We start from the raw sequence: 12163 nt of genomic DNA, 5'->3' as shown, positions 1-12163 counted from the left end.
ATTAAGATGCGTTATTACACGCGTACATTGTTTTTGCGATATACCCTGTTAAACACTTTGTAGCAAAAGGCACATTGCAAAAACGAAAGTTAAAGTTAAAGTTAAAGTTAAAGTTAAAGTTAAAGTTAAAGTTAAAGTTAAAGTTAAAGTTAAAGTTAAAGTTAAAGTTAAAGTTAAAGTTAAAGTTAAAGTTAAAGTTAAAAAGTCACAGCAAAAATATAAAAAAGGACCTTAGCAAGCTAAAGTCCCTTTCTATTATCAACTAATCTGCAAAGATTAACGAGTACGGTTACATAGCTCGTCTGCAGAGAAGAAGTAAGCGATTTCACGTGCAGCTGACTCAGGAGCGTCAGAACCGTGTACCGCATTTTCGTCGATTGATGCAGCATAGTCAGCACGTAAAGTACCAGCTAGTGCTTCAGCAGGGTTAGTAGCACCCATGATTTCACGGTTTTTAAGAACAGCGTTTTCGCCTTCTAAAACTTGAACCATAACAGGACCAGAAGTCATGAAAGATACTAGAGCGCCAAAGAAAGGACGTTCGCTGTGTTCAGCGTAGAAGCCTTCAGCTTGCTCTTGTGAAAGGTGTACCATTTTTGATGCTACGATACGTAGACCAGCAGATTCGAAACGGTTGTAGATAGCACCGATTACGTTTTTAGCTACTGCGTCTGGCTTGATGATTGAAAAAGTACGTTCTAACGCCATGGTTAAACTCCATATATAAATTAAAATTAAAGATTCTGAATTCTGGGCGCGAATTATACGCGAACTTTATTAAAAAAAATATGTTTGCTTATATTTATCATTCGATAACATAATGTAGCGACTAGGTTGTGCTCCGAAAATAAATGTACTAAAAATAGATAAGCGCTTAACCGCTTATAAAATATAGCTTTTTAAGGATTGTTAATGGCTTCACCGTTGTTCATCACCGATGTATTGAAACAAGTGAAAAATAAGTATTTAGCCTTAATCAGCGACGCACAACAATTCTATGCAGAGTTTGATGACACGGTTCTAACTTACCAGCGTGAACTTGACCGACTAAACGAAGCGCACAATCAGCTTGAAACTATCGTTGCGTTTGAAAAGGCCAACGGCTATTACCCTGCGATTAAAGATCAGTCAGACACTGAGTTATACCTTGGTGAATTACAAAATATTGTTGATAAATCTAAAGCAACGGTAAATTCATTAGAGCCTAAAATACTAGGCGGCTTTAGACGACGAACATTAATGGTGAATGAGCTTGCAGATCTCATCATTGAAAATACCCTTAATGAAAAAGACGCTAATAAGTTTATTACTTCTTTGGTATTACGATCGCCTTTACCGCAATCTCACTCTAGATGTCCAAGTAATGAAAAAAACAAACCTATATACATAGCGGCTTGGTCTATTTGTTTATTCCATCAATTGATTAAAGATAAATTAATCGATGATGAACGAATTGTTGCGCTCGTGCCCAGAATGATTGAGCAGGCAGACAATGAAGAGGTAAAAGAGCCAGATCCTGAAATGCTTAATGTTTATATAAAAGAAGTATTAAGACCTATCGTTAGCGCTGCTCTACTACACCAGATAGGCAGTTATAGCCTTGAAGCCGATGCCTTTTACAAGGGAAATCGATACCGTTTACTGGGCGATAAAGAGCGACAGGGCTTAATTAGTGTTATTTTTTCGAATACTAAAAAGTATATTGAGTTTGGTTTAGGCAAGCCAGACAAAGAAGCCTTTCATAACCAACAAGCTGAAGATTACCAAAACGCAATGGCTCGTTATGATTTGATGGAATCAATTTTAGACAACTATATAAAACCATCTAATGCTATGGGTAACTTGCTTAGAATACCAATGATTTACGCATCATTTTTGTTATCTACTAAGCCCAAACACGACTATTCGATTATTTATAAAGCCTACGACATTATAAAAAGTGGGATTGAAAAAGATTTAATCCATGCCTCTTTCGCAAAGGTTTTTTTGAAGCTAATTGGGCAGTATCCGTTAGGGGCTGGAATATACTTTATTTCAAAAGAAACAGGTCAGCCAGAGCGCGCTATTGTGATTGGCATGAGTCCAAACGAATACAACTCTGCAATTGTGAAGCAAATCACTCGTCGCCAAATAAAGTACGATGACTTTTCTCAGGCACTTATTACTTTTGATTACAACTTGCTAAATGATGAGGCTAGAAAGAACTCAGACTTTGGCGCTGCCTTTTATGCCAAGCAATTTCCTAAAGGATATACTTGGAACCCTGCAGAAGTATGGGAAATAGAAATAAACCAAGATACTTTTTGGCGTCGTGACAACGCCATGAGAAAAAACTAAGTACAGGTTTTGTGAAGCCTTAAAAGTCCACTCGGCCCCTCGCCTTTTTGATTTGAGCATGTTTGGTTTTGCTGTCTAATCGTTTACGCTGCGATGAACGAGTCGGCTTAGTTGGCTTACGTGGCGGCAATGTTTTAATCGCTGAGCAGATTATTTCTACTAAACGTTCAATTGCCGTTTCACGATTTTGCGCTTGCGTACGACTTTGTTGAGACTTAATGATCAACTCACCGTCTTTAGTCACACGCGAATCTTTCATCGCCAGCAATCTTTCTTTGTAAAACAGTGGCAGACTTGATGCTTTTATATCAAAGCGAAGATGAATAGCCGACGAAACTTTATTGACGTTTTGCCCACCAGCCCCTTGAGCACGAATAGCATGGATTTCGACTTCGTTGTCAGCAAGGCTTACATTTTCATTAATTTGTATCATATTAAGAATTTAAATAGTCTTGAGAACGTTGTTCTAATAGACGTTCAACTTGATCCAATTCTGACTCCGACATTGACGAAACTAATGGAGACTCAGCGATTCTATTTGATTCGCTAGCCCACTCACCAAGATCAATTAGTTGGCAGCGTTTGCTGCAAAATGGACGAAATTCAGATGCAGGTTCCCACGTGACTTTAGTGTCACATGTAGGACAGTTAACTTTTGTTGTCATGGATTACCTAATCAGCAGTTTGCTAGTTCAAACGTGATTGTATCATTGACTGAAGTTTTTACAGAACTTTTATCCGGTCGCATAAAGCTAATAGCAAAGCGACGAGTGCTGCCACTAACAGTAGGGAAGTAACCAAGTTCAGGATCGTATTTGACGCGAAGTAATGAAATATTATCACTGCAGCTATCTTGGTAAAAGCCATTTGGTGCTTGTTGCACAGAAAACTCTGCGGACTCGCGAATAAACAACAACGAAAAGTTTAACGCTTGTTCTAGTGGCGCTAACACTTGTAGCCACTTTTTTATATCTTCTTGGCGCTGTTCTATCGGCTTTAAACGCCAATAGTGAAATTGTGGCAAATCAAAATCACATGTACCACCAGCAATTCCAAAACGTTGTCGTAAACTGGCTAAAAATTTATCTTCTTTTAGAACCTGACAAGCTTTACTCATTTTGGAAATTTGAGACTGTAAGTTGATAGTTTCTTTCAGATTTTTTTGTAATGATTCATTATGAATTTCTGGATGCGCAGACCAGCGCAACATGCTCTTTTCGAGTAAATCTAAATAATAAGTTAATGTACCGCGAATGTCGTTCCGCTCTAAAACTTCAATTGTTCCAAACAAAGAGTTAAAAAAGGGCTGTATATGAATTTGATCACTTACGTCTTGATGCGTTGATAATTGTGTAAACAGCAGTTCCAACCGCATAAGCAGTCTAACTTTTTCATTTAATGGGTGTTCGTAAACAACAGAATTCATGGTTAACCGTACTTTATTATTGTTTTAGGTCCAACTGGCTACATATTGAACCAATATGGGTTAACCAACCGCTAGTGTCAAATATTTATTATGTAATTGAGTTACTTGTTTGTATAAATGCGTCAAATCTGCAGAATTATCGATAACATCATCCGCTTTCGACAGCCTCGAGGTTCTATCTATCTGACTATCTATTATAGATTGGATCTGATTACTCGATACCGTATCTCGACTACTGGCTCTTTGTAGTTGAGTTTCTACTGGAACATCAACCACAAGTACTCGCTGGCAATACTTTTCTAAGCCGTTTTCTAATAGTAGCGGTGCAGACAAAATTACATACTCAGAGCGTGCTTTATTTAACTGCTCAAGTAATGCGTATCGAATAGCGGGTTGCATTATGCTGTTTAGCGCTTGCTTATCATCATCATTGGTAAAAATTCGCTCGCGCAGTTTTGCTCGGTTCAGCTCACCGTTTTCTAATAAAATATCTGCACCAAATTGTTCTGCAACTTTACTTAAGGTCTTACTATTTGGTTTAACTATTTCACGGGCAATAACATCTGCATCAACAATGTCTACACCCAGTTTCATAAAATGATCGCTGGCGGCGGTTTTTCCAGAGCCTATTCCGCCCGTTAAGCCAATAATGAGTTTATCTTTTATATAAAAAAGTAGATCAGAAAATTCGGTTTCTAATGCATTATCCAACATATAAATTACATAAACCCTAAATAGGCATTAAGCATTTCATCGCCCCACAACATTGTTATCCAACCTGCTATGGCTAAGTATGGGCCAAAAGGAATTTGTGAATTTTTAGTCTTATCGCCAAAAGCCATCATTGATAAACCGATGACAGCGCCTACTGCAGAGGACAATAAAATAACCATTGGGAGTTTAACAATGCCAACAACAGCGCCAATTACCGCGAGCAATTTAAAGTCACCAAAACCCATACCTTCTTTGCCAGTTAGGAGTTTAAAGCCCCAATAAACAAACCACAAAGCGAGATAACCAGACGCAGCGCCTATAATTGTCCACTTCGGCGTTAAAAACACGTCCCAAACAGAGCTCATTAATACCAACCACAATAGCGGTAGAGTTAACTGATCCGGCAGTAACATTTTATCAATGTCGATAAAAATAAGGCTGATGAAAACCCATGTGAGTGGCACTAAAATTAAAGTCTGTAATGAATAGCCAAATTTTACGGCGACTACAGCTGAAGCAATAGCGGTTAGCAGTTCGATAGCTGGGTAACGCAAAGAAATTGGTGTTGAACAACTAGCACACTTACCTTTTAGAAGTAGGTAGCTAATTACCGGAATGTTCTGCCAAGCTTTTACCGGCGCATTACACGATGGACAATGTGAGTCTGGTTTTACCAAATTAAACTGAGCGTCTTTGGCGGATTGTTGCTGAGACTGTTTTGGCTTTTTTAATTCATCTTCAAGCAACTCACGACACTCACAAGCCCATTGTTTTTCCATCATAACGGGCAAGCGGTATATCACCACGTTTAAAAAACTGCCCACTAACAAAGACAAAATAGTCACAACGGTAATTAAGAATGGAGTTGAATGCTCCATTAAATAGAAAAATTGATCAAACATGAATGGTGTCTTCTACTCACTGATTTATTAAAAAGAAACAGCCAACCCGGAGTTAATCCTCCAGGCGGCTTTTAAAACTTAAACGGCATTACCCATTTGGAAGATTGGTAGATACATTACAACTATTAGACCACCAATAACGGTACCCAAAAATACCATTATAAAAGGCTCTATAAGCGCTGTAATACCATCTACCGCGTCATCTACTTCTTGCTCATACACATTAGCCACTCGCTCTAACATGGTATCAAGCGCACCTGACTCTTCACCAATAGACACCATTTGAGTCACCATGTCTGGAAACAAGTCAGTTGCTCGCATTGCAACATGCATCATATTACCCGCTGATACATCCGCTTTGATTTCTTGAATGGCTCGCTTATAAACGGCATTGCCTGACGCGCCAGCAGCAGAATTTAGTGCCTCGTGAAGCGGAACACCTGCAGCAAAGGTGGTAGATAAAGTTCGGGCATAACGTGCAATCGCCCCTTTGTTCACAATGTTACCTACAATCGGCGCTTTTAATAACAATGCGTCCATAGAATCTGCAAATCGCTTATTGGTACGAAGCGCCCGTTTGAATAGATAAATCCCGGCAATAATCCCGGCGACAACATAAATCCAATAATCTTGCGCAACTTTAGACGCCGCGATGGCCATTTGTGTTGGCGCTGGTAATTCAGCCCCAAAACTAGCAAAAATATCTTCAAAACTCGGGATTACGTAAACCAATAAAATACCAACAACAATGAATGATATAGCTAAAATAGCAATTGGGTAGGTCATGGCTTTTTTGATTTTAGACTTTAACGCTTCTGACTTTTCTTTATAAACCGCAATACGATCAAATATACTATCAAGTGCGCCAGATTTTTCTCCAGACTCCACTAAATCGCAGTACAGGTCATCAAAGTATTTAGGTTGAGTTCTTAATGCGTCCGCTACCGGTGAACCCGACTGGACGTGCATTAACACGTCGTTAACTAATTTCTGTAAGTTCGCCTTCTCCGCTCCTTTGGCAATCATTTCTAATGACTGTACCAATGGCACACCCGCCGTTAGCATTGTCGCTACCTGGCGGGTAAATACAGCAATATCTTTGCTGTCTATAGGCTTGTTGCCTGAACCAAATAATGGTGTTGGTTTTTTTCTAACTTTTGTCGGTGTGATGCCCTGCTTTTTAAGCATTCCTTTGGCTTCAGTCGGCGACATGGCAAACATATCACCTTTGATCTTTCCGCCACGACGGTTTAAACCTTCATAAACGTAGGCAATTTGCTTTTTAGCGACTTTTTTCTTGTTATTCACTGCCATAATTTTCGCTTAATAATCCATTGGTTAAGAATTTGTTACGCGGTTAACTTCAGATAAACTTGTCATGCCAGACGCCGCTTTAATAAGCCCAGACTTACGAAGGTCATTCATACCTTCAGCCGCTGCTTGTTTGGCTATATCCAACGAGTTACCACCTTCCATGATAATAGTTCGCATTCTTTCGCTTAGTTTTAGGACTTCGTAAATACCTACACGCCCTTTATAACCATTTGTACAGTCGTTGCAGCCAATAGGTTTGAACAAGGTCATAGTACTAAGTTGTTCTTCAGTAAAGCCTTCTTTTAGCAATTCTACTTCTGGAAGGTCAGTTTCTGGTTCTTTACATTTTGAACACAAGCGACGAGCAAGACGCTGCGCAATTATAAGCGATACCGAACTGGCGATGTTGTAAGCCGGAACGCCCATGTTAGCCAAACGCGTAAGAGTTTCAGGTGCCGAGTTGGTATGCAGAGTAGATAAAACCAAGTGACCTGTTTGCGCGGCCTTTATTGAAATTTCAGCAGTTTCTAAATCTCGAATTTCACCTACCATGATGATATCTGGATCTTGACGTAAAAAGGCTTTTAGAGCAGAGGCAAAGTCTAATCCAGCTTTGACGTTCATTTGAACTTGGTTAATACCCGAAAGGTTTATTTCAACTGGGTCTTCCGCGGTAGAGATATTTCGCTCAGGGGTATTTAGTATATTTAAGCCTGTATACAAAGAAACGGTCTTACCAGAACCCGTTGGCCCAGTAACTAAAATCATCCCCTGGGGCTGTTCTAGCGCTTCCATGTAAAGTCGTTTTTGTTCTTCTTCGTAACCTAATACGTCGATGCCTAACATGGCACTCGACGAATCTAAGATACGCATTACTACTTTTTCGCCCCAGATAGTAGGTAGCGTACTAACACGAAAATCAATAGACTTCTTAGCTGATATTTTTAGCTTTATACGACCATCTTGAGGCTTACGCTTTTCTGCTATATCTAAGTTTGATATGACCTTAATGCGCGCTGATAAACGCCCTGCTAATGCCGTTGGTGGTTTTGCTACTTCTGTTAAAATTCCGTCTACACGAAAACGAATTCGATATTCTTTTTCATAAGGTTCGAAGTGTAAATCCGACGCGCCTTTGCGAATGGCATCCATAAGAATTTTGTTAATATAAACAACTATTGGGGCATCATCAGAACCGTCTTCGTCAGCATTATCTTGGTTTGAATCAATAGATTCGGTTTCCAAGTCCGCAAGTTCCAACATGTCACTTTCATCAACGCCTAAGCCTTCTTCCAACGAAGAAAATGCTTTGTGTATCATTTCAGCAAGTGGGCCTGGTTCGCATACAACAAACTCAGTTTGCAGACCGGTATTAAACTCAAAGTCTTCTTGTGCAGAAACGTCAGTAGGATCGCTTGTAGCTAAAAATAACGTACGGCCTTTTTTAGCTACAGGTAAAACTTGATGTTTTGAAACTAGTTTTTCATTTTTTACATCATCAGGAATAGTGGCAATATCAAACTGACTTATGTCAAAGCGAGAAACACCAAAGCGTTGACTAACAAAGAGTACTAGGTTTTCGGCACTAACAATGTTCTCTGCCACCAAGGTTTCGGGCATAGAGTGATATTGTTTTCGATTTTGTTGTGCCTTTTCAACGTCTTCATCCGAAATCAGTTGATGGCTTAAAAGCTGACGTAACAACGCACCTTTGTATGAATTTGGCATATCTTAAATAAACTAATCCTGATTATTATTACTTAAGATTATGTAGTGTATAACGTTTGGTAGCAACCGTTTCTTAAAAGGAATTAGGGATTTAGTGAGGTTTTTGGTGCATTTAAGGTATAGATTTAAAGTTTCTCTTTTTAGTGGATTTAATTTTCCACAAGGCACTTTGATTTTGGAGTAAACACTCGAATTTCACGATCAAAAAAGGCCACCTAAGTGACCTTTTGGAACGTAACCTAAACCTTTAGATTAAAGGCGAGGTTTAAATGAGAATTAACCTGCAGGAGTAGCTGCTAACTTCTCACCAATATTAGGGCGGTATTGTGCTTCAAGATCACCACCGCTGCTACCATTTTGATTCTGATAACGAACCGCACCATTTTCTACGACCGCATCAAGAATAAATGTTTTACCTTGAAGATCTGAAGGGGCAGTTGTGTCAAATGTAAGTGTAATACTTGAACCATCCCAAGCTACTCCTGAGATATCACCAGTAGCCAAAGAAGTAGCTGTATGGTCTATACCAGTTGCTTGAGAAAAGCCTACTTGGGCTAACTCAGCATAATTAGCTGGTAGATCACCGTTTAGAGCCGCATACTCAGCGATCGCATTCTGCATTGGACGTATAGCAGACGCTACCTGAGTAGTCGCTTCTGTACGTAGTGTATAAGTTTGGTACTGAGGAACCGCTACCGATGCCAAGATACCGATGATCGCGATTACGATCATTAATTCAATTAGGGTAAAACCTTTTTGTTGACGGTTTTTCATATTCATACTCCTGATATGTATTTTAATGAAATTATTATTGTTTAAAATTGTTTCCATTGTGACTCACTTCAATCAAATTACAAGATGCAATTTAATTCAACGCGCAAAACCTTTAATCTAAGGACGCTTTTTCATCACTAATAATTTATCGACAGATTTACTAAATTTGCATTCAACACTACATCAATTGCGAACACGAAAACCAGTCACTGAGATTTTTACACTATTTGTGTACTTAAATGCAAGCCAATATTGGTACAAATGAGTACTTTAGTCGTTAAATCTCATGGATAAGTCTATAGCATCAATATGTTTTGTTAAACCGCCAATAGAAATATAATCTACATTTAGGGCCGCATACGACTTAAATTTTTCACCATCCATATTACCCGAAGCTTCTAATTTCACTTGGCCATTTGCTAAAGCCACCGCTTGCTTTGTTTCTTCAACACTAAAGTTGTCGAGCATCACGATATCAGCGCCGGCATTCATCGCTTGTTGAAGTTCATTTATAGACTCAACTTCAACTTCAATAGGTTTGCCAGGGTTAAGTTGTTTGGCCTGACTTACAGCTGCATCAATGCCACCAGCGGCTTGGAGGTGATTCTCTTTAATTAGGTAGGCATCAAATAAACCAATACGATGATTTTTACCGCCACCACAAGTAACTGCATATTTTTGTGCTAAACGTAGCCCAGGTATTGTTTTACGGGTATCTAGGATTTCAGTTTTGCTACCTAAGTCTTTGACAGCTTTAACGTAATTAAACGTAGAAGTCGCTGTAGCTGACAAGGTTTGTAAGAAGTTTAATGCTGTGCGCTCAGCAGTTAATATTGCTCTAGCAGGGCCTGAAAACGAAAATAACGCCTGATTAGGCTCAACATGCTCACCATCTTTCACCAACCAAGTCACTTCAATTTTTTCATCAACTTGTTTGCACGTTTCATTCACCCATTCAACACCACAAACTACTGCTGTTTGGCGAGTAATTACCTGACCTGTAGCTTGAGCTTCGGCTGGGATAAGTTGCGCGGTAATGTCGGCAGAGGCATCTTTATTATCTAAGTCTTCAAGTAATGCTTGTGAAACTTGTTGAGGAATTAACGACTTATACATTCTTGTATCCTAATGTGTACTCAATAAATAAGGTGAAATAAATTTAGTTTAATTTAGTGCTATTAAATTAGGTTAATCAATAAGGCTGATTAAATTGGATGGTGAGCTCGTCGCCAGACTGAGAAAAAGCCACTTGTTTTAGGGCGCTCATACCTAGTAATACTTGATCTGACTTCATTCCTGGAAGAATTGAAGCCCTAAGGTCACGAAGTCTTAACTCGCCAATTTTCAGCTCATTAATTTCAGTTCGATAAGCAACGGCAGAACCATTAGCGGTACCAACTCTTACTGATTGGCCTCTTTGCAGGCCAATAGAACTTGCTATGTATTCAGGAACGGCCACATCAGTTGCGCCCGTATCTAATAAAAAGGTCACCGGCTGCCCGTTAATGTAACCTGAGGTAACATAATGACCTTGTCTATTTCGTTTTAAAACAAGCGTGCTGGTTGAGCCATTAACAAAGCTAACGGGTTGTTGGTTCGGGTTTTGCTGTGACTCAAGCTGGTCAGAGAAAAACCAATAACCGACAACTAAAAATAAAATCCAGAAAATTACTGAAAACTGCTTACCTATTTTTATATTGTCTGAGCTCATGGCATTCCCTATTTATAACGGTCAAATCACTTCTTCGATTTTTTTGCGTTCGCTTTTGCGAGCTTTTTCTTATGTGGCTTTTTCTTTTTAGCAGGTACTTTCGCTTCTTTATTCTTTGGTTCAAGTCCGGCTACTTTTCTGTGCTTAAACACTTGGTCAGTGTAACGCTCTACTTTTTTAAGAATGCCCATTTCATGCGCTTCTATTAAGCTAATAGCAAAACCTTTTGCGCCAGCTCGAGCTGTACGGCCAATACGGTGAACATAAACATCAGCTGTTCTAGGCATATCAAAGTTAAATACGTGAGTAATATCGTTGATATCTAACCCTCGCGCAGCAACGTCTGTAGCGACTAATACTTTTGCTCGGCCGTTTTTCATTTTGTCGATAGCTTTCATACGACGGTCTTGCGGCATTTCACCTTGTAAATATGTCGCGTAGATACCTTCGCTTTGTAAATCTTTAACAAGCGCATCGAGTCTGTCACGTGTTTTTACAAAGATAATGGACTTCTGCACTTCTTCTTGCTTTAAGTAGTGCATTAATAAAGCAAGTTTATGATCGTTGCTGTCTGCTAAATGTGTCCACTCAACTATTTTTCCGCGTTCACGACGAGGTGCATCACAGTCAACGCGCGCCGCTTCTGTTAATACTTGGTTAGAGAACTCAATAATGCCTCTACCTTCAAGCGTGGCACTAAATAACATCGCTTGTTTACGGTTTCGAGATTCTTCAGCAATACGGCTCATGAAGCTTCTGAAACCCATGTCCAACATGCGGTCAGCTTCATCCAATACTAAAATTTCTACGTTTTCACAGTGGAAAGTTTCTGCGTCCATGTATTCCATTAAGCGACCTGGCGTAGAGATTAGAATGTCGTTGTTCTTCTCTAGAATGTCTTTGTGACTACCGTAGTTAATACCACCTGTGATAACGCCGATTTTAAGATCAGTAAAACTACACAAGCCTTCTGCAACTTCATGTATTTGATACGCTAACTCACGAGTAGGTGCTAAAACCATAACGCGCGCAAAACCTGGGGCATTTCTTGGGAAGTCCAATAGGTATTGAATTGCTGGAATTAAAAATGCTGCTGTTTTACCAGTACCTGTTGGTGCACTGGCTAATATATCAAGACCTTCTAGCGCTTCGGGAATTGCCGATTGTTGTACTTTTGTAGGTTTTACGTAGCCTAGGGAATGGATCCCTTTTTCTAAACGGCTGTCTAAATCAAATTCACTAAATGTCATGCAATTT

13 protein-coding genes are annotated in these 12163 nt (G+C 39.4%); 1 reads left to right on the top strand and 12 read right to left on the bottom strand.

Translation table 11 applies throughout. From position 1 onward, the window contains the following. Window positions 1-276 precede the first annotated feature (276 nt). Window positions 277-708: a nucleoside-diphosphate kinase gene (gene ndk / locus ABD009_RS11295; RefSeq protein ID WP_155696217.1), complete on the bottom strand. Its 432-nt coding sequence runs from the start codon at window positions 706-708 to the stop codon at window positions 277-279. Between the two features lie 204 nt (window positions 709-912). On the opposite strand from ndk, the gene ABD009_RS11290 reads away from it, so the two are divergent. Then, the gene (locus ABD009_RS11290) at window positions 913-2337 is read left to right on the top strand and encodes a hypothetical protein (protein WP_343825454.1); all 1425 of its coding nucleotides are present in this window, start codon (window positions 913-915) and stop codon (window positions 2335-2337) included. Window positions 2338-2356: 19 nt separating this feature from the next. On the opposite strand, the gene arfB is transcribed toward ABD009_RS11290, so the two are convergent. The 11 genes from arfB to srmB all read right to left on the bottom strand — a co-directional run bounded on the left by arfB (window position 2357) and on the right by srmB (window position 12156). Further along, window positions 2357-2770 carry an alternative ribosome rescue aminoacyl-tRNA hydrolase ArfB gene (arfB, locus tag ABD009_RS11285; RefSeq protein WP_343825452.1) on the bottom strand — a complete coding sequence of 138 codons (414 nt, stop codon included), beginning with the start codon at window positions 2768-2770 and terminating at the stop codon, window positions 2357-2359. A gap of 1 nt (window position 2771) precedes the next feature. Continuing rightward, the gene (gene yacG, locus ABD009_RS11280) at window positions 2772-3002 is read right to left on the bottom strand and encodes a DNA gyrase inhibitor YacG (RefSeq protein ID WP_155696220.1); all 231 of its coding nucleotides are present in this window, start codon (window positions 3000-3002) and stop codon (window positions 2772-2774) included. A gap of 11 nt (window positions 3003-3013) precedes the next feature. Next, window positions 3014-3763, bottom strand: coding sequence for a cell division protein ZapD (locus ABD009_RS11275; RefSeq protein ID WP_155696221.1), 750 nt, complete (start codon window positions 3761-3763; stop codon window positions 3014-3016). Window positions 3764-3823: 60 nt separating this feature from the next. Beyond that, window positions 3824-4477: a dephospho-CoA kinase gene (gene coaE, locus ABD009_RS11270; RefSeq protein ID WP_343825447.1), complete on the bottom strand. Its 654-nt coding sequence runs from the start codon at window positions 4475-4477 to the stop codon at window positions 3824-3826. A 5-nt stretch (window positions 4478-4482) separates the two neighbouring features. Next, window positions 4483-5379 (bottom strand): prepilin peptidase, encoded by an 897-nt coding sequence (locus ABD009_RS11265; protein ID WP_343825445.1) that lies wholly within the window; start codon window positions 5377-5379, stop codon window positions 4483-4485. A 78-nt stretch (window positions 5380-5457) separates the two neighbouring features. Then, window positions 5458-6693, bottom strand: a complete 1236-nt coding sequence (locus tag ABD009_RS11260) for a type II secretion system F family protein (RefSeq protein ID WP_343825442.1) — start codon at window positions 6691-6693, stop codon at window positions 5458-5460. Window positions 6694-6717: 24 nt separating this feature from the next. Next, on the bottom strand, window positions 6718-8421 hold the full coding sequence (gene pilB / locus ABD009_RS11255; RefSeq protein WP_343825440.1) for a type IV-A pilus assembly ATPase PilB: 1704 nt from the start codon (window positions 8419-8421) through the stop codon (window positions 6718-6720). A gap of 276 nt (window positions 8422-8697) precedes the next feature. Next, on the bottom strand, window positions 8698-9195 hold the full coding sequence (locus ABD009_RS11250) for a pilin (protein WP_343825438.1): 498 nt from the start codon (window positions 9193-9195) through the stop codon (window positions 8698-8700). Window positions 9196-9465: 270 nt separating this feature from the next. Further along, window positions 9466-10311 (bottom strand): carboxylating nicotinate-nucleotide diphosphorylase, encoded by an 846-nt coding sequence (nadC, locus tag ABD009_RS11245; protein ID WP_343825436.1) that lies wholly within the window; start codon window positions 10309-10311, stop codon window positions 9466-9468. A 76-nt stretch (window positions 10312-10387) separates the two neighbouring features. Further along, window positions 10388-10906, bottom strand: a complete 519-nt coding sequence (locus ABD009_RS11240; RefSeq protein ID WP_155696227.1) for a retropepsin-like aspartic protease family protein — start codon at window positions 10904-10906, stop codon at window positions 10388-10390. A gap of 26 nt (window positions 10907-10932) precedes the next feature. After that, a complete protein-coding gene (gene srmB / locus ABD009_RS11235; RefSeq protein ID WP_343825434.1) occupies window positions 10933-12156 on the bottom strand; it encodes an ATP-dependent RNA helicase SrmB in 1224 nt (407 codons plus the stop codon). Between the last annotated feature and the right edge of the window lie 7 nt (window positions 12157-12163).

This window comes from Psychrosphaera haliotis (genome assembly GCF_039523615.1).
In the GTDB taxonomy this organism is placed as follows: Bacteria; Pseudomonadota; Gammaproteobacteria; order Enterobacterales; family Alteromonadaceae; genus Psychrosphaera; species Psychrosphaera haliotis.
The sequence above is the reverse complement of the archived record's forward strand: the minus strand, read 5'-3'. Positions and strand labels throughout refer to the sequence as shown.

Coding starts and splice junctions, on each gene's coding strand:
- srmB (WP_343825434.1), bottom strand. CDS start 12,156: ATGACATTTAGTGAATTTGATTTAGACAGCCGTTTAGAAAAAGGGATC.
- ABD009_RS11250 (WP_343825438.1), bottom strand. CDS start 9,195: ATGAAAAACCGTCAACAAAAAGGTTTTACCCTAATTGAATTAATGATC.
- ABD009_RS11275 (WP_155696221.1), bottom strand. CDS start 3,763: ATGAATTCTGTTGTTTACGAACACCCATTAAATGAAAAAGTTAGACTG.
- pilB (WP_343825440.1), bottom strand. CDS start 8,421: ATGCCAAATTCATACAAAGGTGCGTTGTTACGTCAGCTTTTAAGCCAT.
- ABD009_RS11240 (WP_155696227.1), bottom strand. CDS start 10,906: ATGAGCTCAGACAATATAAAAATAGGTAAGCAGTTTTCAGTAATTTTC.
- arfB (WP_343825452.1), bottom strand. CDS start 2,770: ATGATACAAATTAATGAAAATGTAAGCCTTGCTGACAACGAAGTCGAA.
- ABD009_RS11260 (WP_343825442.1), bottom strand. CDS start 6,693: ATGGCAGTGAATAACAAGAAAAAAGTCGCTAAAAAGCAAATTGCCTAC.
- ABD009_RS11290 (WP_343825454.1), top strand. CDS start 913: ATGGCTTCACCGTTGTTCATCACCGATGTATTGAAACAAGTGAAAAAT.
- yacG (WP_155696220.1), bottom strand. CDS start 3,002: ATGACAACAAAAGTTAACTGTCCTACATGTGACACTAAAGTCACGTGG.
- ndk (WP_155696217.1), bottom strand. CDS start 708: ATGGCGTTAGAACGTACTTTTTCAATCATCAAGCCAGACGCAGTAGCT.
- ABD009_RS11265 (WP_343825445.1), bottom strand. CDS start 5,379: ATGTTTGATCAATTTTTCTATTTAATGGAGCATTCAACTCCATTCTTA.
- coaE (WP_343825447.1), bottom strand. CDS start 4,477: ATGTTGGATAATGCATTAGAAACCGAATTTTCTGATCTACTTTTTTAT.
- nadC (WP_343825436.1), bottom strand. CDS start 10,311: ATGTATAAGTCGTTAATTCCTCAACAAGTTTCACAAGCATTACTTGAA.